The organism is Kitasatospora sp. NPDC048296 (assembly GCF_043201815.1).
Classification (GTDB): domain Bacteria; phylum Actinomycetota; class Actinomycetes; order Streptomycetales; family Streptomycetaceae; genus Kitasatospora.
In genome coordinates, this window is the sequence record NZ_JBICZB010000034.1 from 1 (window position 1) to 22395 (window position 22395).

The 22395-nt window shown below is 74.3% G+C and carries 15 protein-coding genes, 6 tRNA genes and 1 pseudogene; 10 read left to right on the forward strand and 12 right to left on the reverse strand.

What is annotated here, in order from left to right:
• Positions 1-92: 92 nt before the first annotated feature.
• Positions 93-1259 carry a hypothetical protein gene (locus ACGF12_RS20830; protein WP_393031891.1) on the reverse strand — a complete coding sequence of 389 codons (1167 nt, stop codon included), beginning with the start codon at positions 1257-1259 and terminating at the stop codon, positions 93-95.
• A 32-nt stretch (positions 1260-1291) separates the two neighbouring features.
• Positions 1292-1846 carry a DUF4365 domain-containing protein gene (locus tag ACGF12_RS20835; protein WP_387625015.1) on the reverse strand — a complete coding sequence of 185 codons (555 nt, stop codon included), beginning with the start codon at positions 1844-1846 and terminating at the stop codon, positions 1292-1294.
• A 167-nt stretch (positions 1847-2013) separates the two neighbouring features.
• Here ACGF12_RS20835 and ACGF12_RS20840 point away from each other — a divergent pair, with 167 nt between their 5' ends.
• Entirely contained in the window at positions 2014-2781 is a 768-nt protein-coding gene (locus ACGF12_RS20840) for an exonuclease domain-containing protein (protein ID WP_393031895.1), read from the forward strand.
• 68 nt (positions 2782-2849) lie between these two features.
• Here ACGF12_RS20840 and ACGF12_RS20845 read toward each other — a convergent pair.
• Positions 2850-2921 (reverse strand) — tRNA-Val (locus tag ACGF12_RS20845).
• Between the two features lie 210 nt (positions 2922-3131).
• A tRNA-Val gene (locus tag ACGF12_RS20850) sits at positions 3132-3203 on the reverse strand.
• 437 nt (positions 3204-3640) lie between these two features.
• On the opposite strand from ACGF12_RS20850, the gene ACGF12_RS20855 reads away from it, so the two are divergent.
• Positions 3641-4054 (forward strand): SsgA family sporulation/cell division regulator, encoded by a 414-nt coding sequence (locus ACGF12_RS20855; RefSeq protein WP_030056266.1) that lies wholly within the window; start codon positions 3641-3643, stop codon positions 4052-4054.
• A gap of 425 nt (positions 4055-4479) precedes the next feature.
• The gene (locus tag ACGF12_RS20860; protein WP_393031897.1) at positions 4480-5049 is read left to right on the forward strand and encodes a CGNR zinc finger domain-containing protein; all 570 of its coding nucleotides are present in this window, start codon (positions 4480-4482) and stop codon (positions 5047-5049) included.
• Between the two features lie 14 nt (positions 5050-5063).
• Here the strand turns inward: ACGF12_RS20860 and ACGF12_RS20865 are convergent, their stop codons facing one another.
• A complete protein-coding gene (locus ACGF12_RS20865; protein WP_393031900.1) occupies positions 5064-5519 on the reverse strand; it encodes a hypothetical protein in 456 nt (151 codons plus the stop codon).
• A 110-nt stretch (positions 5520-5629) separates the two neighbouring features.
• Here ACGF12_RS20865 and ACGF12_RS20870 point away from each other — a divergent pair, with 110 nt between their 5' ends.
• Entirely contained in the window at positions 5630-6130 is a 501-nt protein-coding gene (locus tag ACGF12_RS20870; protein WP_393031903.1) for a DsbA family protein, read from the forward strand.
• A gap of 15 nt (positions 6131-6145) precedes the next feature.
• On the opposite strand, the gene ACGF12_RS20875 is transcribed toward ACGF12_RS20870, so the two are convergent.
• The 3 genes from ACGF12_RS20875 to ACGF12_RS20885 all read right to left on the reverse strand — a co-directional run bounded on the left by ACGF12_RS20875 (position 6146) and on the right by ACGF12_RS20885 (position 8980).
• Positions 6146-6991: a GNAT family N-acetyltransferase gene (locus ACGF12_RS20875; RefSeq protein WP_393031906.1), complete on the reverse strand. Its 846-nt coding sequence runs from the start codon at positions 6989-6991 to the stop codon at positions 6146-6148.
• A gap of 66 nt (positions 6992-7057) precedes the next feature.
• A complete protein-coding gene (locus tag ACGF12_RS20880; protein WP_393031909.1) occupies positions 7058-7888 on the reverse strand; it encodes an aminotransferase class IV in 831 nt (276 codons plus the stop codon).
• A gap of 30 nt (positions 7889-7918) precedes the next feature.
• Positions 7919-8980, reverse strand: coding sequence for a chorismate-binding protein (locus tag ACGF12_RS20885; protein WP_393031912.1), 1062 nt, complete (start codon positions 8978-8980; stop codon positions 7919-7921).
• A 321-nt stretch (positions 8981-9301) separates the two neighbouring features.
• On the opposite strand from ACGF12_RS20885, the gene ACGF12_RS20890 reads away from it, so the two are divergent.
• The 4 genes from ACGF12_RS20890 (at position 9302) to ACGF12_RS20905 (ending at position 9707) form a co-directional block, all read left to right on the forward strand.
• Positions 9302-9374 (forward strand) — tRNA-Gly (locus tag ACGF12_RS20890).
• A gap of 40 nt (positions 9375-9414) precedes the next feature.
• Positions 9415-9488 (forward strand) — tRNA-Cys (locus ACGF12_RS20895).
• Between the two features lie 34 nt (positions 9489-9522).
• Positions 9523-9594, forward strand: a tRNA-Val gene (locus ACGF12_RS20900).
• A gap of 41 nt (positions 9595-9635) precedes the next feature.
• A tRNA-Val gene (locus ACGF12_RS20905) sits at positions 9636-9707 on the forward strand.
• A 270-nt stretch (positions 9708-9977) separates the two neighbouring features.
• On the opposite strand, the gene ACGF12_RS20910 is transcribed toward ACGF12_RS20905, so the two are convergent.
• Positions 9978-10178 carry a hypothetical protein gene (locus ACGF12_RS20910; RefSeq protein WP_393031915.1) on the reverse strand — a complete coding sequence of 67 codons (201 nt, stop codon included), beginning with the start codon at positions 10176-10178 and terminating at the stop codon, positions 9978-9980.
• Positions 10179-10585: 407 nt separating this feature from the next.
• On the opposite strand from ACGF12_RS20910, the pseudogene ACGF12_RS20915 reads away from it, so the two are divergent.
• A pseudogene (locus ACGF12_RS20915) lies at positions 10586-11408 on the forward strand (serine/threonine-protein kinase); the annotation flags it as partial.
• Positions 11409-12921: 1513 nt separating this feature from the next.
• On the opposite strand, the gene ACGF12_RS20920 reads toward ACGF12_RS20915, so the two are convergent.
• Positions 12922-13728: a TrmH family RNA methyltransferase gene (locus ACGF12_RS20920; protein WP_393031918.1), complete on the reverse strand. Its 807-nt coding sequence runs from the start codon at positions 13726-13728 to the stop codon at positions 12922-12924.
• 89 nt (positions 13729-13817) lie between these two features.
• Here ACGF12_RS20920 and ACGF12_RS20925 point away from each other — a divergent pair, with 89 nt between their 5' ends.
• Positions 13818-16559 carry a SpoIIE family protein phosphatase gene (locus ACGF12_RS20925; RefSeq protein ID WP_393031921.1) on the forward strand — a complete coding sequence of 914 codons (2742 nt, stop codon included), beginning with the start codon at positions 13818-13820 and terminating at the stop codon, positions 16557-16559.
• A 61-nt stretch (positions 16560-16620) separates the two neighbouring features.
• On the opposite strand, the gene cobA is transcribed toward ACGF12_RS20925, so the two are convergent.
• Complete coding sequence (gene cobA / locus ACGF12_RS20930; RefSeq protein ID WP_393031924.1) at positions 16621-17868, reverse strand: uroporphyrinogen-III C-methyltransferase; 1248 nt, start codon at positions 17866-17868, stop codon at positions 16621-16623.
• A gap of 108 nt (positions 17869-17976) precedes the next feature.
• On the reverse strand, positions 17977-21876 hold the full coding sequence (cobT, locus tag ACGF12_RS20935; RefSeq protein WP_393031927.1) for a nicotinate-nucleotide--dimethylbenzimidazole phosphoribosyltransferase: 3900 nt from the start codon (positions 21874-21876) through the stop codon (positions 17977-17979).
• Positions 21877-22395 lie beyond the last annotated feature (519 nt).

Below are 22395 nucleotides of genomic sequence, written 5' to 3' on the forward strand. Positions count from 1 at the left end.
CCGCGAAGCGGCCCTGCCTTGACGCGGACCACGAGCCGGGAATCTCCCACACCGGGCGGACCCGCCACCGCAAGCAGCGCACTTCATACGGTCTACGCCCCCTCCCCTCCGTCCTGGAGCCCCTTCAGCAGTTGCTCGCGGTCGCCCTCGTCCCAACCGCACAGCTCCAGGCCGTGCGGCCGGGTCAGCCGGCGGAAGCCGTCGCGGCGCTCCAGGCGGCCGGAGACCCGGACCGGGACGCCGGAGAGGTGGGCCTCGACGGCGAGCCGGTAGTCGGGCTCGGGCAGGCGCAGCTTGAGTTCGCGGACCTCGGCGCCGCCCAACACCCGCAGTCGGACCGAGCCGGGCCCGGACGGGTCGGCACGCTTGAGCCGGACGACCACGCCGACCACGGTGACGTCGACGGCGGGCTCGATGCGCTCCAGCAGCTCGGCGGCCTCGGCCAGGGCGGGCAGGTCGCCGGGTGAGAAGTCGAGGTCGATCCGGCGGTCCCCGAAGCCGCCCGGGATCCCCGCGGCCGGCGACCAGGCGACGGTGAGCCGGGCCGCGGTCGCGCCGCGCACCAGGTCCTCGACGGACTGGACGAGTTCGCGGCTGACCCCGGACCGGACGGCGTTCTCGAAGGCCTCGGGCCCGCCGCTGACCCGGCGGTAGTCGACGGCCTCGCGCAGCGCCTCCAGGGCCCGGACCAGAGTGGCGACGGCGGCCCGGCCCTCGGGGGCGGGGGTGTAGGCGGTGAGGGCGGCGCCCTGGTCGACGACGCCCTGTTCGACGACCAGGACGCGGTCCAGGAAGTCCCCGGCGAGGCCGTCCAGCCGGGCGCCGAAGTAGGCCGCCGTGGTCCGGCCGGCCTTGGCCCCGGCGGCGAGCATCGTGCGCGCTGCCCGCTGGAGCCGCTCGGCGTCGTCCCAGGGGGTGGCGTCGGCCGGACCGGGCCGTTCGCGGCGCCAGCGCAGTTCGTCGCCGGGGACGGCGAGGGCGAGCAGGATCGAGCGGGCGGAGGGGGTGCGGGAGCGGGAGAGGGCGGTGACGGCGTCGGCGAGGAGGTCGACGGCGTCGTCGAAGCCGTCCCCGGCGGGGACGAGCAGGCTGGTGCCGGGTTCGTCGTCCGGCGGGGTCCAGCGTCCGTACCGGGCGGCGGGGCCGCCGCGCCGGACCCAGCCGTGCCGGGCGAGCAGGGTGGTCAGCACCGCCGGGTCGACGGTGGCCGGGTCGGGCAGGGCCTGGGACGGGTCGTCCGGTCCGTGCGGCAGGGTCATGGGTCCAGTTCCTCGCTGCCGGGGCCGGGCGGTCACGGGCTGTCGCCCGCGCCGACCCGGGCCATGATGTCGCAGAGCGCGCGGTCGTCGAAGACCTTGTCAGTGGGCACCCGGACGTTGGTGCGCCGCTGTCCGGTGACCGGGTGGCCGGCCAGGTTGACCCAGTAGCAGCAGTGCCGCAGCTCCAGGGCGTCCGGGCGGGCCCGGAGCCAGTGGTCGACCCGGCGTGGCAGCAGCATCACGACCAGGATGCGCGGGACGGCGACCCGGGCGCGGGCGAGCTTGCGCAGGTGGTCGTTGTCCAGGGTGAAGCTGAAGAACGGCCCGGCCGGGTCGGGCGCGATCTGCTGGGTGGCCTTGAGCTGGATCTTGATGGTGACCTCGTCGTCCACCTCGTGCGCCCGGGAGCCGTGGCTGACCTGCCAGTCGATGCCGTTGTCCGGGAACGGTTGGGACAGCGAGCAGCCGGCCGCGGCGGCGACCGCGTGCAGATAGCCGACCTGCAGCGTCTCCATGCAGGCGGTGACCGCGAGGTTCCCCCGCAGTGCGGCCGCCGCCCCGTCGGGCTGCGGCTGTGTCAGTGCCATCGCCCCGTGGCCTCCCCCGGCTCCGGGTCCGTCCGGATTCGGACGGACCGGTCAATAGAACGGGCCAGTCCTGGGCAGGATCCCCGGTCGGGTCTGGGCCAAACGGGTTGAGCGGGCGTCAGAACCGGGTATCACCAGGGCGCGGAACGCACGCCTGAGGGGCAGTCATGCAGCAGCACTGGTACACCGGCCCACTCGCCTCCTTCGACACCGAGACCACCGGCGTGGACGTCGAACACGACCGGATCGTCTCGGCCGCGCTGGTCGTCCAGCTCTCCCCGGGCGCACCGGCGCAGACCACCACCTGGCTCGCCGACCCGGGAGTGCCGATCCCGGACGGCGCCCGCGCGGTGCACGGCATCACCGACGAGCGGGTCCGGGCGTACGGCCGGCCGGCCCGCACGGTGGTGGCGGAGGTCACCCGCGCGCTGGCGGCGCAGGCGCGGGCCGGGCATCCGGTGGTGGTGATGAACGCGCCCTACGATCTGACGCTGCTGGACCGGGAGTTGCGCCGGCACCACGGGCTGACGCTGATCGGCGGACTGGACGGCGCCGGGCTGGTGGTGCTGGATCCGCGGGTGCTCGACAAGCACGTGGACCGCTACCGCAAGGGCCGCCGGACGCTGACCGACCTGTGCGCGCACTACGGCGTCGATCTCGCCGGGGCGCACGACGCGGCGGCGGACGCGACGGCGGCGCTCTCGCTGACCCGGCGCATAGGCGCCCGCTACCCGGCGGCGCTGGGCGGGCTGACGGCGGCGGAGCTGCACCTGCGGCAGGCGGTCTGGCACGCGGCTCAGGCGCGCGGGCTGCAGAGCTGGTTCGACCGCTCGGGGACGCCGGAGCGGGTGGACCTGTCCTGGCCGCTGCGGCCGGCCCGGTGCGGCTGCGGCCGTCGGTTGGAGCCCGAACACCGCTGTGAGGCGGCGGCATAGCGGGTGGCGGTCCCGAACGCGCCGCAGGCCCTGACCGGTTTCCTGGTCAGGGCCTGCGTGCTGTCCGGTGGGCGATACTGGGATCGAACCAGTGACCCCTTCGGTGTGAACGAAGTGCTCTCCCGCTGAGCTAATCGCCCGGGCAACGAGAAGAACCATAGCACCATTCGGGGGTGGTCGTACAACTCGCCCCTTCCGGGCAGGGCTGGCACATCCGCAGAACTCGCGCTCCGCACGGAAGATGACTGAGCCTCAGCCGGATTACCCACGGCGCTTCAGGTGGATTCCGGAAATATATGTGAGGCCCGGCCGATAATCGGCCGGGCCTCACATATCACAATGCATTCCGGTGGGCGATACTGGGATCGAACCAGTGACCCCTTCGGTGTGAACGAAGTGCTCTCCCGCTGAGCTAATCGCCCGGGTGCAGAGAAAACATTACCGCATCCCGGAGGGTGCTCCGACCACCCTCCGGGCGGAGCCCCCGCCCCAGGGCGCCCGGCCGCCGTACGCCCGACCGGGTGCCGGGCCCGCCCTGGCCCCGGCCCGCCGCCCCTCCTCCGGACCCCCCGACCGCGCGCCCGACTCGTCGGGCCCGACCGCATCACCCGCTCCCCTGTTCCCGGCCCGCCTCGGCGCTTCGTACAGGCCGAGTACATGCCGACCCGGAAACCGGCCGAGAAGAACCGCCGGTAATGCCCCGGGCGGGTACTGCGTGACGATTCCGCAATGCGCCGTAAGGGGTACGACTCGCGCCCGAATCGGGACAGAGGGGTTTACATCGGTCTTGGGGGTGGGATGGTCCGTTCGCCGACGTGCGATTCCCCGAGCGCACACTGAGCGAAAGGCCATGGCGCTTATGAACACCACGGTCAGCTGCGAGCTGCACCTGCGCCTCATCGTGTCCAGCGAGTCCTCACTGCCCGTCCCCGCGGGCCTGCGCTACGACACCGCCGACCCCTACGCCGTGCACGCCACGTTCCACACGGGCGCCGACGAGACCGTGGAGTGGGTGTTCGCCCGAGATCTCCTCGCGGAGGGGCTGCACCGACCCACCGGTACCGGCGACGTCCGGGTGTGGCCGTCGCGCAGCCACGGGCAAGGGGTGGTCTGCATCGCACTGAGCTCTCCGGAAGGAGAAGCCCTGCTGGAGGCCCCGGCCCGGGCGCTTGAGTCGTTCCTCAAGCGGACGGACGCCGCGGTACCCCCCGGCACCGAACACCGTCACTTCGACCTCGACCGGGAGCTGTCCCACATCCTCGCCGAAAGCTGACCCCGACCGGAGGCGGTCCAGCCCCACTGTCCGTGGGGTGACACCCCCTGCCGTCATCGCAGCCGTCCTACTCGGGGGCACGGCCGCGGACTCAGCCGCGCACGACGCGGTCTCGGGGCCGGTGAAAGCCCCGCTCCCAGTGGAGCGGGGCCACAGCACCGCAGGCACCCGGCAGCGGAGCCGGCCACTCGTACGGGTGGCCGGCCTCGCTGTCGGGTGCCGTCGTCTTCCCCGGGGCCGTCCGGGCGCGTACAGCGGGGGCCGGACACCGGGGCCAAGCCCGGACGGCGCCCGCTTTGGGACACTCTGACGGAATCCGTACAGGCCTTCGAACAAACGCACCGCCCTTCTGCCGCAAGGGCCGGTATGGTCTGGGGTAACCGTGGACGCGGGGTACCGGAGTCCCCTGCGCGAGGAGCCCCAACGTGCTGATCACCCATGACACCGAGTGCGCGCTGAGCATCCTCGTGGATCTGCTCAACACCGCTCCCGAGGTGTGCGGCGACGAGCGGCTGCCGGACGTCGCCGCGCTGGACGCCTTCGTGGTCCGCCAGGAGATCAGCGAGATCGACTCGCTGACCGAGGACGACCTGCGGCGGGTGCACGATCTGCGGACCCGGCTGCGCGAGGTGTTCGGGACAGAGTCCACCGCCGAGGCCGCCGATCTGGTCAACGCGATCGTCACGGCCGCCGGGACGACGCCCCGGCTGGTCAACCACGACCACCACGACTGGCACATCCACTACTTCGCCCCGCATGCCGCGCTCGGCGACCACCTCGCGGCCGAGCTGGGCATGGCGCTGACGTTCATCCTCATGGCGGGCGAGCGGGAGCGGCTGCGCCGGTGCGAGGCGCCGGACTGCGCCCGGGTCTTCGTGGACCTCTCCCGGAACCGCTCGCGGCGCTACTGCGACAGCCGCACCTGCGGCAACCGGCTGCACGTCGCCGCCTACCGGGCGCGGCAGCGCTCGGCGGAGACCGTCGCCTCCGCCTGACGCGCCGGACCTGCTCAGATTCCGCGCTTGCGGAGGATCTCCTCGATGTCGGCGAAGTCGCCGAGGCCGTCGTCCCGCTTGCCCGCCGCCGGCTTCTTCGGCGCCTTGGACGCGGGGGCCACCGCCGGACGCTCGGAGGCCGGGCCGGCCGCCGCCGGACGCTCCGGCGCACCCTCCACGGCGCCACGGCGGCCCACCCAGCGGGTGGTGACCAGCAGGACGGCGGAGACGCCGAGCAGCACGACGCCGGTCCACACCCCGGGGTCGAAGACCAGCTTGGCCGCCCAGTCGGCGAACTCCCGGCCGATCGTGGCGGCCAGCGGGAACAGGCCGGTCAGGTAGAGCCCGGCGGGCAGCAGGGCCACCGCGAACCAGCGGGTCGCCGAGCGGAAGCGCCGCCGCCACGCCCGTAGGCCCGCGACCGCCACTGCGCCGGCCGTAAGGAGGAAGCTGATCGCCGCGGTCAGCACGGGCGCGCCTGTTCGCTTGCGGTCGTCCTGGTCATCGGTGCCTCCCTGTCGGTCCGGCCTCGGGCGCACCGCCGGCGGGGGCGGGCACCCACTAGTGGAACACTGGGGGAATGATCGATGGTTCCCTTCCCCGCCTCGAGTTCTGGTGCGACCTCCAGTGCCCGGACTGCCACAGCGCGCTGGACGACGTACGGGCGCTGCGCGCGCAGTACGGCGAGGCGCTGCCCGTGGAGGTGCGGCACTTCCCGCTGGAGAAGCACAAGCACGCCTACGCCGCCGCGGAGGCGGCCGAGGAGGCGTTCGCCCAGGGGCTGGGGTGGCCGTTCGTGGAGTCGCTGCTGGCCCGGGTCGAGGAGCTGGACGCGCGCGGGCAGCAGGTGCTGCTGGAGGTGGCCCGGGAGGTCGGGGTGGACGTCGAGGAGGTCGACACCGCGCTCATCGACGGCCGGCACATGCTGACCGTGGACTCCGACCAGGCCGAGGGCAAGGCGATCGGGGTCAAGGGCACGCCGACGTACGTGATCGGCGGCAAGCGGCTGGACGGCGGGCAGAGCCAGGAGGGGCTGCGGGAGGAGATCATCGCCGTCATCGAAGCGGCGAAGGCGTCCTGACATCCCCTCAACTCCTCACAGCGGCTTGCCGTAGCACCGGTTGACGACCCGGTAGCCGAGCGAGTCGTAGAGCCGGACGGCGACCTCGTTGCCGGAGAAGACGTTGAGGCCGAGCTCTCGCACCCCGGCGGCCAGGCACTCGCGTTCGGCGAGCAGCATCAGGGTGCGACCGTGTCCCCGGCCCCGGTGGGCCGGGGACACCTCCACGACCATCACCCAGGCGAGCGGTGTGCCGTCCGGCAGCTCCCGCAGGTTCAGCTCCACCCAGAGCGAGCCGAGCGGCTCCGGCGCGCCGTCGGCGCCGTACAGGCGGCGCAGGGCCGTGCCGGGGCTGTCGGCGCCCTGCGGGAGCACGTTCCGGTGGTCCAGCCGCGACTTGGCTCGGGCCTGCTCCTCAGTGAGCCCGGAATCCATGAGCGAGGAGACGTAGCCCTCCGCCGCCCCGTCGAGCCAGGCTGGGAACTCCGCGGCGCCGATCGGGCGCACGGTGACGCCGGTGGGCAGGGCGGGGGCGGTGGCCAGGCTCTTGCCCAGCTTCCGCATCCGCTCGGTGTAGCCGAGGGTGACGGCGAGCCCACGGGCGATCGGGGCCCACTCGGGGACGTTGACGTCCACCCGGGTGCAGCCCCAGCTGCGCAGCACTTCCTCCGCGGCCAGCGCGCCGAAGGTGCCGCGGCCCCGGCCGCGGCCCTCGAAGACCTCCAACTCCGCTATCTCGCCCCAGAGTTCGTTGCCGTACCGGACCGAGGTGGTGCGCAGTGCACCGACCGGGCGGCCATTCGCCAGGATCCGCCAGCGTCTGGTGCGGCCGCCGGCGATGGTGGGTGTCTCCGGGCCCTCGGGGCGCAGCGTGGTGGTCATGTGGTGGTCCCTTCCCCTCGCCCGGAAGGTTATCCGCGCTGCGCGTCGCCGCTGCCCGTGCGGGGATTACGGGTCGAGGTCGTCACCGCTGCGCTCGGCGAAGACGGCCATCGCCTTGGCGGTGACCGGGCCGGTGCCGGGCAGTTCGCGGTCGTCGACGCGGGTGACGGCCTGGACGTCGCGGGTGGTGGAGGTCAGGAAGATCTCCTCGGCGTCCTGGAGAGCGCTGAGCGGGAGGTCCGCCTCCTCGGCGCCGCACCAGTCGATGACCAGCTGCCGAGTGATACCGGCCAGGCAGCCGGAGGCGAGGGTGGGGGTGAGCAGGCGGCCGCCGAGGACCACGAAGACGTTGGAGCCGGTGCCCTCGCAGAGCCGGCCGGCGGTGTTGGCGAACAGGGCCTCGGAGGCGCCGGCGCGGTGGGCGGCGGCCAGTGCGACCACGTTCTCGGCGTACGAGGTGGTCTTGAGGCCGGCGACGGCGCTGTGCTCGTTACGGCGCCAGGGGACGACGGCGACGGCGGTCTCGTCGGGGCGGCGGTTGATGGCGCCGAGGGCGACCACGAGGGTGGGGCCGGCGGTGCCGCGCTCGGAGCCGAGCGGGGAGTTGCCGCCGGTGTAGGTGACCCGCAGGCGACCGAGCCGGGCGGGGTTGGCTTCGAGGACCCGGGCGCAGGCCTCGCGGACCACGTCGTGGTCGGGGTCGGGCAGGCCGAGGCCGTGGGCGGAGCGGGTGAGCCGGTCGAGGTGGCGGGTGACCGCGAAGGCCTGGCCGTCGACGGCCTTCATGGTTTCGAACACGCCGTCGCCGGTGGTGAGTCCGTGGTCGAGGACGGACAGGGCGGCGTCGGCGGAGTCGACGAGCGTCCCGTTGACCCAGCTCGTGGTGCGGTCGTGCATCGAGAACTGCTCCTAGGCGGCGGGTGGGGACTACGCCCCGGTCGGGTCGATTGCGCTGCCCGACGCTATCGCGACCAGCCGGGCGGCCTTCAGTTCGGTTTCGTCCCACTCGCGCTCGGGGTCGGAGCCCCAGGTGATGCCGGCGCCGGTGCCGAAGCGCAGCACGGGTGCCTGCGGGTCCTGCCGGTCGAGCCAGAAGGTGCGGATGCCGACGGCGAGTTCGCCCTCGCCGCGGTCGGCGTCGACCCAGCCGACGGCGCCGCAGTAGGGGCCGCGCGGGGCCGTCTCCAGGGCCTCGATGATCCGTAGGGCGCTGGACTTGGGGGCGCCGGTGACCGAGCCGGGCGGGAAGGTGGCGGCGAGGAGCTCGGACCAGCCGGCGCCCTCGCGCAGGGTGCCCTCGACGGTGGAGACCAGGTGGACCAGGCCGGGGTGCTTCTCGACGGCGCACAGGTCGGGGACGGTGACCGTGCCGGTCCCGCAGACGCGGCCGAGGTCGTTGCGGACCAGGTCGACGATCATCACGTTCTCGGCGTGGTCCTTGTCGAGGAGGTCCGCCTCGGTGCGGCCGGTGCCCTTGATCGGGCCGGAGGAGACGGTGCGGCCGGTGCGGCGCAGGTAGAGCTCCGGGGAGGCGGTGGCGATCTCGACGCCGTGCTCGGGCAGCCGGATGGTGCCGGCGTAGGGGGCGGGGTTGCCGTGGGCGAGCAGGCCGGTGAGGGCGTCGATGTCGCTGAGACCGGGGTCGGGCAGCGGTGCGGACATCACCCGGCAGAGGTTGGCCTGGTAGACCTCGCCGGCGGCGATGTGCTCGCGGATGCGGCGTACGCCCGCGGTGTAGGCGGCGCGGTCCAGGGAGCTGTGCCAGCCGCCGGCGTCCGGGCCGCGCCAGCCGGCGCCGGAGGGCGGGGCGGGGGCGGGGCGGACCTCGTCGAAGCGGGCGCAGGTGAGTCGGCCCTCAAAGTCGTAGGCGACGGCCCAGTACCCGGAGGAGTCGAGCGCGGCCGGGTCCGAGGTGACGTCGCGCAGTCCGGTGGCCAGGCGGCCGCCGAAGCGGGCGAGCGGGGTGCGGGGGTCGGGGTGGCCGGACACGGTTCTCCTGCGCGGTGGTGCTGGGGGCGGCGGTGCCTGAAGTGTAGGTCGGGGGCGCGGGCCTGGTCAGGCTCGCGCCCCCGCGTACGAGCAGCTGTATGCGTCACGCGGGTGTGCGTCGGATGGCCTGCGGATGATCGTCCGGAAGCGCCGCAGGTGGCGGCCGGTGACCCCTCGGGAGGGCTGACGGGACGGCACGCGGAAGGCATCCCCTCGGCACGCTGCGGGAACGGATTTTTAGCTGGCCCAGGAATCCGCTAGAGTTCAACACGTCGCCGGGGAGCGCAGCCGAAGAAAAGCGGTGAAGATCCCGGGAGACAGGCGGACGTGGCTCAGTTGGTAGAGCATCACCTTGCCAAGGTGAGGGTCGCGAGTTCGAATCTCGTCGTCCGCTCGATGGAGAACAGTGTAAGATCGTTCTTCATGTGTTGCCTGGTGGAGTGGCCGAGAGGCGAGGCAACGGCCTGCAAAGCCGTGTACACGGGTTCAAATCCCGTCTCCACCTCCAAGAGGATCACCCGGTTCTGCCGGGAGACCTCCCCGCGCGATTAGCTCAGCGGGAGAGCACTACCTTGACACGGTAGGGGTCACTGGTTCAATCCCAGTATCGCGCACGTCGGATCCTCCGGGGTCTGCTGCAAGACTGCCTCATCAGGCGCGATTAGCTCAGCGGGAGAGCACTACCTTGACACGGTAGGGGTCACTGGTTCAATCCCAGTATCGCGCACAGTAACGGCCGGGGCCGTGGTCCGTAGGGATCACGGCCCCGGCCGTTTTGTCGTTCCGGTGCTGGTGGCCGGAGTGCTGCCGGAGAGCGGCTGGAAAAGAGAAGAGCCGCGTACGGTCGCCCTCACCGGCGCCCGTACGCGGCATCTCCGCCTGCCGGGGTGCTCTGCGGACCGCTCCTCGCCCGTCCGCGTGTCATCGCGGCCGCGGCCGCCCCGGCGGCACTGCTCCCCGTCCCCAGGGGACCAGTGCCCGTTCTGGTGTTCCTTCCTCAGCGGCCGATCAGGTTGGCCACGGCTTCGGCCTGGTTGGCCACTTGGTCCCACCCGCCGAACAGCAGTACCAGGACCACGGCGCACGGCAGGGCCATGGCCAGCGCCACGGCGGGGTGCCGGGTGGGCTGCTCGGCGGACTGGGGCTGGATGAAGGCCGACCGACGGCGGCGGGGGGTTCCCGTCTGCTGCGATGCCATGGGCCCTGCTCCTGATCCGGTCGACTTGGCGCGGTGGACGGCTAACCTCGGGGGACGAGCTCCCCGTCCACCGCTGAGCACAACGCTATTGGTCAGGGGGCCTTTCGGGCGTCATGCCGTCGTACTGTTCCTCGGGCATCCCGGAGGATGACGCTCAGACTCAAGGCGTACTACCGGAGGGGGAGACAGGTCTTTCGCCGCCCCCGGGGGAACCCTGAGGGGCAACCCCGAGAAGCGATCAGGCACCCCTGTGGCCTGCAGCTCAGCGCACGATCCGACAATCGCACGGTGGCTTGAGGTGTTGCGTATCAGCACACCGCAGCGGGCAGTCCGTAAGCTGTGCCAGACAGGAACTGACGATGCCCCAACCGACGGGGCCTCACCCACAGGCTGACGGGGAACGAGACATGGCGATGATGCGGCTGAGGCGTGAGGACCCCCGCATCGTCGGGCCGTACCGCCTGCACCGGCGACTGGGGGCCGGCGGCATGGGCGTGGTCTACCTCGGCTCCGACCGCCGGGGGCAGCGCGTCGCCCTCAAACTGATCCGCGCCGAGCTCGCCGAGGACCAGGAGTTCCGCACCCGCTTCGCACGCGAGATCGCCGCCGCCTCCCGGATCCGGGGCGGCTGCACCGCCCGGGTCGTCGGTTCCGACATCGAGGCCGACCGGCCCTGGCTCGCCACGGCGTACGTGCCCGGGCCCTCGCTCTACAAGCAGGTCGGCGACGAAGGGCCACTGAGCTGGCCCGAGGCCGCCCGGATCGGGGCGGCGCTCGCCGACGGCCTGGTCAAGGTGCACGAGGCCGGGGTCGTCCACCGCGACCTCAAGCCGTCCAACATCCTGCTCTCCCCGCGCGGCCCGCGGATCATCGACTTCGGCATCGCCTGGTCGCGCGGCGCCAGCACCCTCACCCACGTCGGCACCGCGGTCGGCTCCCCCGGCTTCCTCGCGCCCGAACAGGTGCGCGGCGCGGCCGTCACCCCGGCCACCGACGTCTTCGCCTTCGGAGCGACGCTCGCGTACGCGCTCACCGGGGACACGCCGTTCGGGTCGGGCGCCTCCTCCGAGGTGATGCTGTACCGGGTCGTCCACGAGGAGCCCGACCTGTCCGCCGTCCCCCCGCAGCTCGCCCCGCTGATCCGGGCCTGCCTGGCCAAGGAGCCCGCCGAACGGCCCGGCGCGGCCGCGCTGCACGATCGGCTCAGCGAACTGGCGGCGCGCGGTGCGGCGGCGGCTGCCGCCGGTGGCGGCGGGCGCGGGGCCCGGCGAGGGGCCCCGACCGCTCCGCCCGCTGCTGCTGCTGCTGCGCAGGATCCTGCACAGGCGGGTGTCCGGCAGGGTGTCCCGGCGCCCGGGCGCTCGTCCGAGCCCGCCGCTCCTGCGCGGGCCAGAGGCGCGGCCGCCGGTCGTTCCGGCGGGCAGGCGGCCGGAACCCCGACGCGACGCCCGGCCGCACCTTCCCAGCGGCCCGAGGCGACGCCGGTGACCCGCCCGCTGCGGGCCCGACCGCAGACCCCGCCGCCGGCCCGGCCCCGACCCCGGGACCGGCAGCACACCCCGGCTCCCGGCGGGCGGCCCGGCATGGCGCGGCAGCGGCTGCTGCGGCAGCGGCTGGTGGTCTTCGTCACCGTGACGATCGGTGTCGCGCTGGCCATCGCGGCGGCGCAGGGCTGCGAGAACCGTGGCAACCAGGGGATGCGGCCGCCGGTCGGGCAGACGGCGACGGCGAACACCGGAGGCCACGGGGGCGAGCAGGCGGTACCCGGGACCTCGATGGACATCGCTCTGCAGACCACGGCGACACCGCTCCCGGCGACGCCGCTCCCGACAACACCGCCTCCGGCGGCGCGGGGTGGTGCGGGGGACGGCGCGCTGGCGCCCGCGCAGGGGCCCGGGCCGGTGGTGGACTGGCCGAACCGCAGCTACCCCGACGGGGCGGGCAGGGCCTCCGTCGCGCTGAAGGACGGGCACTCGGCCGGGGCGGGGCCGCAGGTCGCGCTGAGCACGGTGCTGCCGGCCCGGTACAAGGGCCAGCCAGCCGCGGTCGTCGTGCTGCGGCGGGCAGAGGGGTCGGCGCCGGTCGACCTCGTCCAGCTCTACACCTTCGCCGGGGACAACCCGGTCGCCGCCACCTCCCGCACCTCGACGGCCGACCCGCAGGCCACGGCCACCTGGCGCCTGGACGGCAGCGCCGTCGTCCGCGAGGAACGTGTGGCCGCCACCGGCGCGACCACCTCCACCCGCTACACCGTCCGCGCCGACGGCACCCTCGACGAATCCTGGCCCGGCGCCGGCGCCTCCGGCGGCACCGGCCTCACCACCCCGCCCCCGGCCGCTGCTCCGGCCGCCGCTCCGGCCCCGCCGACTGCCCCGACGGGCTGAGGCAACGGGCGGGGCGCGAAAAGTCGGTCCCGCCGAATTCTCGCGCCGGCTGACCAGGAGTCGCTCCACGGGGTGGCGCGGCCCGTTTCCTGCGCGGCTCCGGGGCACGGAGGGTCAGCCGAACCGACGTCCTGTGCGCAGGGCCAGGAGCAGGTGCGCCACGACGAATCACGCGCGGCCGGGCCGGACGGCCCTGCATCGGCGCGGTGAGGCATGCCCAGGAAGTCGGGTGGTTCGAATTCCTGTGACGAGGCCGACTCGGGTGCGGGGGAAGGACCGGCTCCGCTGGGAAGTCGGCCGGCCAGGAGGCGCGCCCGAGAAGTCGGGTGGGCCGACTTCCTGTGCGGCGGGGGCGGGGATCAGGGCGTGGTGACGGCGTAGAAGGCCACGGCTGCGGCGGCGCCTACGTTGAGGGAGTCGATGCCGTGGGCCATGGGGATGCGGACGGGGTGGTGGGCGGCGGCGATGGCGTCGGGGGTGAGGCCGTCGCCTTCGGCGCCGAGCATGAGGGCGGTTTTGGGGAGGGCGTGGGGGGCGAGGGCGGCGAGGTCGACGGCGCTGTCGGCGGGGGTGAGGGCGAGGAGGGTGAAGCCGGCCTCGCGGACGGTGGCGAGAGCGGCCGGCCAGGGGTCGAGGCGGGCGTAGGGGACGGCGAAGACGGCGCCCATGGAGACCTTGACGGCGCGACGGTAGAGCGGGTCGGCGCAGTCGGGTGACAGGAGGACGGCGTCCATGCCGAGGGCGGCGGCACTACGGAAGATGGCGCCGAGGTTGGTGTGGTCGACCAGGCCTTCCAGCACGGCGACCCGGCGGGCCCCGGCGAGCAGGTCGGCGGCGTCCGGAAGGGGCTTGCGCTCCATCGAGGCGAGTGCGCCGCGGTGGACGTGATAGCCGGTGACGGCTTCGGCGAGCGCGGGCTCGACCACGTGGACGGGGGCGTCGGCCTCGGCGATGACGTCGGCCATCACGTCCAGCCACTTGGCGGTGAGCAGCATCGACCGCATCCGGTAGCCGGCCGCGAGGGCGCGGCGGATGACCTTCTCCCCCTCGGCGATGAACAGGCCCTCGGCGGGTTCGCGGCGGCGGCGCAGTTCGACGTCGGTGAGGCCGGTGTAGTCGGCGAGGCGGGGGTCGGCGGGGTCGGTGATGGTGCTGGGTTCGGACACCCTGCGATCTTGCCAAGCCGGGGCAGGGAAGGCCAAACGGCCGAAGGGACGAGGTGGTCCCGGACTACCCGGAGTGCAAATATGACCGTATGGCCCGAAATCCGGGCCGATCCTGGGCTCCGTCGGCCTCTGGTGCCACTGGCGACGCCGGCTCCTTCGGTGGGCGCCCACACGGTCGGCAACAGCTGCCCCGCGCGAAGCGGCCGAAACCGGTACGACACCGGTCAGTGGCCGGGCAGGTGTTCGCACTGCAGATCCTGATCGTGCTGCTGCTGGTGGCGGGGGCGGTGGTGGCGCTGGTGGTGCAGTCCCAGACCGACGCCGACCGCGAGGCCCGCGACCGGTCGGTGGCGGTCGCGCAGGCCTTCGCCAACTCGCCGGGCATCGTGGACGCGCTGCGCTCCCCCGACCCGACCGCGATCCTGCAGCCGAAGGCGCAGTCCGCGCGGATCTCCTCGGGCGTGGACTTCATCGTGGTGATGAACGACCAGGGCATCCGCTACACCCACCCCGACCCGGCCCGGATCGGCCAGAAGTTCGTCGGCACCTACGAGCCCGCCTTGCACGGCCAGGTGGTGACCGAGCATCTGACCGGCACGTTCGGCCCGCTGGTCCAGGCGGTGGTCCCGGTGTACGCGCCGGGCGGCTCGGTGGTCGGGCTGGTCTCGGCGGGCGTCACGTTGAGCAGCGTCTCCACCGCGAGCGAGCGCCAGCTGCCGGTGGTGCTGGGCGCGGCGGCCGGCGCGATCGGGCTGGCCACCTTGGGTACGGCGCTGATCAGCCGGAGGCTGCGGCGGCAGACGCACGGGTTGGGCCCCGCCGAGATGACCCGGATGTACGAGCACCACGCGGCGGTGCTGCACGCGGTGCGCGAGGGCGTGATGATCGTCGGCGGGGACGGGCAGCTGCTGCTCTGCAACGACGAGGCGCGCCGGCTGCTGGACCTGCCGCCGAACGCCGAGGGCCGCCCGGTGACCGGGCTGGGCCTGGAGCCCGCCCCGCTGGAGCTGCTGACCGCCAACCGCCCGGTGACCGACGAGGTGGTGCTGGCCGGGGAGCGGCTGCTCGCGGTGAACGTCCGACTGACCGACCAGGCGGGCGGCCTGGCCGGCTGCGTCGCCACGCTGCGCGACTCCACCGAGCTGCTGGCACTGACCGGCCGGGCCGAGGGCGCGCAGCGGCGGCTGCGGCTGCTGTACGACGCCGGGATGACGGTCGGCAGTTCGCTGGACGTGACCCGGACCGCGGAGGAGCTGGCGCAGGTCGCGGTGCCGCGGTTCGCGGACTTCGTCACGGTGGACCTCGCCGAGCAGGTGCCGGCCGGCGAGGAGCCGCCGCCGGGCGCCTCGCTGGGCCGGATGCGGCGCGCCGCCGTCGCCGGGATCAGGAGTGACGCGCCGTTCTACCCGGTGGGCACCCTGCTGGAGGTGGTACCCGCCACCCCGCTGGCCGGGGCGCTGCACAGCGGGGAGCCCAGTCTGGAGCCGCAGCTGGCCGAGGAGCGCGGCTGGCGGGAGCAGGACCCGGAGCGCTCGGAGCAGGCGTTGGCGTACGGGGTGCACTCGCTGGTACGGGTGCCGCTGCGGGCGCGCGGGGTGCTGCTGGGGGTGGCCCGGTTCTGGCGTTCGGAGCAGCCGGAGCCGTTCGAGCCGGAGGACCTGGCGCTGGCCGAGGAGCTGGTGTCGCACGCGGCGGTGTGCATCGACAACGCCCGGCGCTACACCCGTGAGCACGCGATGGCGGTGACCCTGCAGCACAGCCTGCTGCCCCGCAGCCTGCCGGTGCAGAACGCGCTGGAGGTGGCGCACCGCTACCTGCCGGCCCAGGCCGGGGTGGGCGGGGACTGGTTCGACGTGATCCCGCTGCCGGGCATGCGGGTGGCGCTGGTGGTCGGCGACGTGGTGGGCCACGGACTGCACGCGGCGGCGACGATGGGGCGGCTGCGCACCGCGATCCACAACTTCTCGACCCTGGACCTGCCGCCGGAGGAGCTGCTCGGGCACCTGGACGAGCTGGTGACCCGGATCGACCAGGACGAGGCGGCGTTCAGCGGGAGTCCGGGGCTGGCCGGGGCGACCTGCCTGTACGCGATCTACGACCCGGTGTCCCGGCGCTGCGCGCTGGCCAGCGCCGGGCACCCGCCGCCGGCCGTGGTGGACCCGCAGGGCGGCGTGGTGTTCCCGGAGCTGCCGACCGGGCCGCCGCTGGGGCTGGCGGTGCTGCCGTTCGAGACCGTCGAGCTGGACCTCGCCGAGGGCAGCCGACTGGTGCTGTACACCGACGGTCTGGTGGAGGACCGCGAGCGGGACATCGACGAGGGGCTGGCGCTGCTGCGGACGGCGCTCAGCGGGCCCCCGCGCACGCCGGAGCAGACCTGCGCGGACGTGTTCGGGGCGATGCTGCCGGCGCACCCGCAGGACGACATCGCGCTGCTGGTGGCGCGGACCAGGGTGCTGAGGCCGGACCAGGTGGCGCAGTGGGACGTGCCCGCCGACCCGGCGGCGGTGCGGACGGTCCGGGCGCAGGTGGCGGCGCGGCTGTCGGACTGGGGGCTGGACGAGGCCGCGTTCGTCACCGAGCTGATCCTCAGCGAGCTGGTGACCAACGCGATCCGGTACGGCTCCGGGCCGATCAGGGTGCGGCTGCTGCACGACCGGGCGCTGATCTGCGAGGTGTCGGACGGCAGCAGCACCTCGCCGCACCTGCGGTACGCGGCGACCGAGGACGAGGGCGGGCGCGGACTGTTCCTGGTCGCGCAGTTCGCGGCCCGGTGGGGGACGCGCTACACCGCGACCGGGAAGGTCATCTGGACGGAGCAGCCACTGGAGTAGGAAGTCGGACCGGCCGACTTCCTACTCCACGAACCGCCCGCAGGCGGGAGTTCGAAGGGCCCTAGCGCTGGAAGGCGGCGGCGAGGACGTTCACCACGTCGCCGACGACGATCACCGCCGGGGGCTTGACCCCCTCGGCCTCGACCACCGCGGCGACGGTGCCCAGGGTGGCGTCCACCCGGCGCTGGGCGGCGGTGGTGCCCTCCTGGACGATCGCGACCGGGGTGTCGGCCGGGCGGCCGTGCTCGACCAGCTTGGCGGCGATCGCGCCGATCTTGTCCACCGCCATCAGCAGCACCAGGGTGCCGCTCATCCCCGCGACGGCCTCCCAGTTGGTGACCGAGCGCGGGTCGTCCGGGCCGACGTGGCCGGAGATCACGGTGAACTCCTGGGTCAGCCCGCGGTGGGTGACCGGGATGCCGGCCGTCTCCGGGACACTGATCGAGCTGGAGATCCCGGGCACCACGGTGACCGGGATGCCCGCCTCGGCACAGGCCAGCAGCTCCTCGCCGCCGCGGCCGAAGACGTACGGGTCACCGCCCTTGAGCCGGACCACGAACTTCCCGGCCTCGGCGTGCTCGATCAGCGCCCGGTTGATCGCCTCCTGGGCCATCTGGCGGCCGTACGGGATCTTCGAGGCGTCGATCACCTCGACGTCCTCGGGCAGCTCGGCGAGCAGCTCGCGCGGGGCGAGGCGGTCGGCGACCACCACGTCGGCGTCGGCGAGCAGTCGGCGGCCGCGCACGGTGATCAGGTCCGGGTCACCCGGGCCGCCGCCGACCAGGGCGACGCCCGCGCCGTGCGAGCGGTACTGGCGGGAGGCCAGCGAGCCGTCCCGCAGGCCGCCGACGATGGCGTCGCGCAGGGCGGCCGAGTGCCGCGGGTCGCCGGTGAGGACGGCGACGGTGGCGCCCGCGTCGCGGCCGCTGGCCGGGGTCCAGGCGGTGGCGGCGGCGGCGTCGTCGCTGCGGGAGCAGAACACCCGCTCCCGCTCGGCCTCGGCGCTGACCGCCGCGTTGACCGCCGGGTCGTCGGTGGCGACCAGGGCGTACCAGGCCCCGGCCAGGTCGCCGTCCTGGTACGGGCGGGCGTGCCAGGTCAGCTCACCGGCGTCGGCCATGGCCTGGACGGCGGGGGTGGTGGCCGGGGATATCAGGTGCAGCTCGGCGCCGGAGGCGATCAGGGCCGGCAGCCGCCGCTGCGCGACCTGGCCGCCGCCGACCACGACGACGCGGCGGCCGGCCAGCAGCAGGCCGACCGGGTACGGGGTGCGGCCCTCGGTGCTGGGGTGCGGGGTGGGCGCGGTCATCGGCGGTGCTCCTGATCGGGGGTGAGGGTGGCGGGGACGGTACGGCGGTACGCCACTCCGCGGGCCGGCGCGCCCTCGGGCCGGTCCGCGGAGTGGTGACGGGATGCGTCAGGCCTTCTCGGTGACCCCGGCGGAGTCGAAGGTGGCTACATCGTGCATCGCGCGGGCCGCACTCTGCACCAGCGGCAGGGCCAGCAGGGCACCGGTGCCCTCGCCGAGCCGCAGGTCGAGGTCGATCAGCGGACGCAGGCCCAGCTTCGCCAGCGCGGCCTGGTGGCCGGGCTCGGCGGAGCGGTGGCCGGCGATGCAGGCGGCCAGTACCTCGGGGGCGATCGCCTTGGCGACCAGTGCCGCCGAACCTGCGATGACTCCGTCCAGCACCACCGGGGTGCGCAGCGAGGCGGCACCCAGCAGGAAGCCGGCGATGGCCGCGTGCTCCAGGCCGCCGACGGCGGCGAGAACGCCGATCGGGTCGTTCGGGTCGGGCTGGTGCAGGGCCAGCGCGGCGCGGATGACCTCGACCTTGTGCGCGTGGGTGTGGTCGTCGATGCCGGTGCCGCGGCCGGTGACCTCGGCCGGGTCCAGGCCGGTGAACACCGAGATCAGGGCGGCCGAGGCGGTGGTGTTGGCGATGCCCATGTCGCCGGTGACCAGCGCCTTGTTGCCCGCCGCGACCAGGTCGCGGGCGGTCTCGATGCCGACCTCGATCGCCTTCAGAGCCTCCTCGCGGGTCATCGCCGGGCCCTGGGTCATGTCGCCGGTGCCGGGACGGACCTTGCGCGGCAGCAGGCCGGTGGCGCGGCCCTGCTGGACGGCGTCCGGCAGCTCGGCGGCCACGCCGACGTCCACCACGCAGACCTCGGTGCCGATCTGCTTGGCGAAGGAGTTGATCACCGCTCCCCCGGCCAGGAAGTTGCCGACCATCTGGGCGGTCACCTCCTGCGGCCAGGGGCTGACGCCCTGGGCGTGCACGCCGTGGTCGCCCGCGAAGATCGCCACGCAGGCGGGCTCCGGGATCGGCGGCGGGCACTTGCGGGACAGGCCGCACAGCTGGGCGGAGATGATCTCCAGCATGCCGAGCGAGCCGGCCGGCTTGGTCATCCGCTTCTGCCGGTCCCAGGCCTCGCCGAGCGCCTTGGCGTCCAGCGGGCGGATGCCGCGCAGCGTGTCGGCCAGCAGGCTCTGCGGCTCCTCGCCGGGCAGCGCCCGGTTGCCGTACTGCTCCTCGTGGACCACCCAGGACAGCGGGCGCTTCTTGGCCCAGCCCTGCTGCTCCAGCTCGGGCTCGTCCGGGAACGAGTCGACGAAGCCGACGCACAGGTAGGCGACGACCTCCAGGTGCTCGGGCAGACCGAGCTCGCGGACCAGCTCCTCGTCGTCGAAGAAGCTCACCCAGCCGACGCCCAGGCCCTCGGCGCGGGCGGCCAGCCAGAGGTTCTCGACGGCCAGGGCGGCCGAGTACGGGGCCATCTGCGGCTGGGTGTGCCGGCCCAGGGTGTGCCGGCCGCCGCGGGTGCGGTCGGCGGTGACCACGATGTTGACCGGGGTGTCGAGGATGGCCTCGATCTTGATCTCGCGGAACTGCTTGGCACGGCCCTTGGGCAGCGAGTCCGCGTACGCCTCGCGCTGGCGCTCGGCCAGGGCGTGCATCCGCCGCCGGGTCTTGGCCGAGCGGATGACCACGAAGTCCCAGGGCTGCGAGTAGCCGACGCTGGGCGCGGTGTGGGCGGCCTCCAGGACGCGGATCAGCACCTCGTGCGGGATCGGGTCCGGGCGGAAGCCGTTGCGGATGTCGCGGCGCTCGCGGATCACCTGGTGGACGGCGTCGCGGCCGGACTCGTCGTAACCGGGGGCGGCCGGGCCGCGCGGCTCGGCGGGCTCGGCGGCCGGGGCCTCCTCCTGGGCGGCGTCGGGCGTGACGGCTTCGGCGGGCTGCTCGCTCTGCTCGGCCTGCTCCGCGACCGGCTCGGGCTGGGGCTCCTCGGCGGCCGGGGCGTCAGCGGCGGGCTGCTCCTCGGCGGCGGGGGCCTCCTCCTGGGCGGTCTCGGGCGTGACGGCTTCGGCGGGCTGCTCGCTCTGCTCGGCCTGCTCCGCGACCGGCTCGGCCTGCGGCTGCTCAGTGGCCGGGGCCTCGGCGGACGGCTCGGCCGCCTGCTCGGCGACCGGCTGCTCGGCGGGCTCCGCGGCATCGGCGGCGGACTGCTGCTCGGCCTCCGGCGCGACGGCTTCGGCAGCCTGCGGGGCCTGCGCCTCGGTGGGCTGCTCGACGGCCTGCTCAGCGACGGCCTGCTCGGCAGCGGGCTCAGCGGCGGCCTGCTCGGCAGCGGGCTCAGCGGCGGCCTCGACGGCCTGCTCCGTCTGCTCGGCGACCGGCTCGGCCGGGGCCTCGGCCGGCTGCCCGGCCTGGGCGGCCTCCGGCTGCGGCTGCTCGCCCTCGGCGGCGGGCTGCTCGGCCGGCTGCTCGGTGGTCTGCTCGACGGCCTGGCCGGAGGGCATCTCACCGGTGCCGACGGCGGTCTCGGCGACCGGCTCGGCGACCGGCTCGACGACGGCCTGCGGCGCGGCCTCGGCGCCCTGCTCGGCCTCCTGGTCCGCCGGGGCTTCCTGGACCACCTCGACGGCCTGCGGTGCGTCGGCGGCCGCTATGGGAGCGGGCTGCTGCTGCGCCGCCTCCTCGGCCACCGGGGCCTGCTGGACGGCCTCGACCTTGGGCAGGCCGTGCGGGGTCGGCGCGGCGAGGAAGGCGGAGATCCGGCGCGGCTGACCGGCCGGAGCGGCGGCCTCCGCCTGCTCGGCGGTCGCGACGGCCTCGGCGCCGCCCTCGGCGGCAACGACCTCAACGGCAACGGTCTCGACAGCAACGGCCTCGACGGCGGCGCTCTCGACGGCGATCGCCTCAGCGGCGGCCTCGACGAGGACGGTCTCGACGGCGGCGGACTCGACCGCGACGGCCTCGGCCACCGGCTGGGAGAAGCCCTCCGCCGGAACCGGCTCGACCACGGCGGCCCGGGCCTGCGCGGCCTCCGCGGCCGCCACCACCTGGGCCGCCTCGGGCGCCGGTACGGCCTGGACGGCCTCCGGAGTCCCGACGACCTCGACCACCTCGATCGCCCCGATCGTCTCGAGGGTCATCAGGCCCTCGATCGGCTGCCCGGGCAGCAGCACCTGCTGGAAGCCCTGGCCCTGCGGCGCCTGCTGAACCTCCGGCACGGCCTCGACCGTGGAAGCGGCCGGAGGCATCGGCGCGGCGGGCGCCATCGGCACGGCCTGCGGCACGCCCTGCGGCGGGACACCCGGAACCGGCGCGACGGCCTCGCCCATCGGCGGGCGGCCGACGACCGGGATGCCGTGCGCGGGCGTACCGCCCTGCGACGGGCCACGGTCGGCCAGCGAGCGAACCGGCACCTGGCCGGTCATCAGCGACGGGTCCGGAATCGGCGGGCCGGCGTGCAGCGGGCGGCGCGGCGGCTGAGCCTGCGTCACGGGCTGCTGGGCCTGCGGCTGCGCCGGGCCGCCCAGGACGGGCTGCTGCTGGGCGTGCTCGGCGCCGAGCACCGGCGGGTCCACCGGCGGCCAGGACGGCTCGACCGGGGTGCCGTCCGGCTGCGGCGCGAACGGCGCCTGCTCGGCGCCCCAGGAGCCCTGCGGACCGGGCATCAGCAGCACGTCGTCCTCGTCGTCCAGCCCGTCCGGCTGGTCGACGAAGTGAAAGGCCGGGCGCGCGGCACCCTGGTCGACGGTCCAGCCCTCGCCCTGGACAGCCTGGGACGGCATGCCGGGCACGGTGTACTCGGGCTGGGCCTGCGGCGGGATGACGCCGGCGCCGAGGGGCACCGCGCCGGGCAGGCCGCCGACCGGGGCCGCCGGGTTGGGGATCATTCCGCCGTCCGTCACGACGCCCTGCAGGGGTGCAACGCCCGCGACGCCCTCCGGTCCGCCGAGCGGGTCCGGCCCGGCGTGCAGGTGCTCCGGCAGTCCCTCGCCCGGGACGTGGCCGCCATCGGTCATTGTCAAAGCTCCTTCCAGGCCGCTGCCGCGCCCCTTGGCGACGCGATCACCGACCGCAGCGCCCATCCGCACGGGCCGGGCCTGCACCGACCCGCCCCTCAACCACACGCGGCCGCCGCGCCGAAGCGCTGCGGCCAAAGTCCTTCCGGCGCGCTGCGGCACCCCGGCCCGGGCCCCGCCCGTGAGGACGGCGCACCATCTGAAACAACGACAACCCGGAGCAACCGGCACGACCGCACCGGACCCTACGGCATTCTCCAGGTCCGGCACACGGCCCGTCGAATTGCCCACACTCCGAGCGGAACCGGATTGCACCACGCCAAAAAGGTGACAAACCGACCGAATCAGGCGGGTCGCCGACGGCTGCAGCCGCCTGGGACGCCACACTACCGGCCCGGCGCGGCGACCTCCCGAATCAGTGTCCGGATGCGACCTGGATCACCGCCGAGCCCGCGCGGCGGTCCCGGCACTCACCCGAGGCCTTCACCGAACGCCTCCAGGAACCGACGATTCACCGTC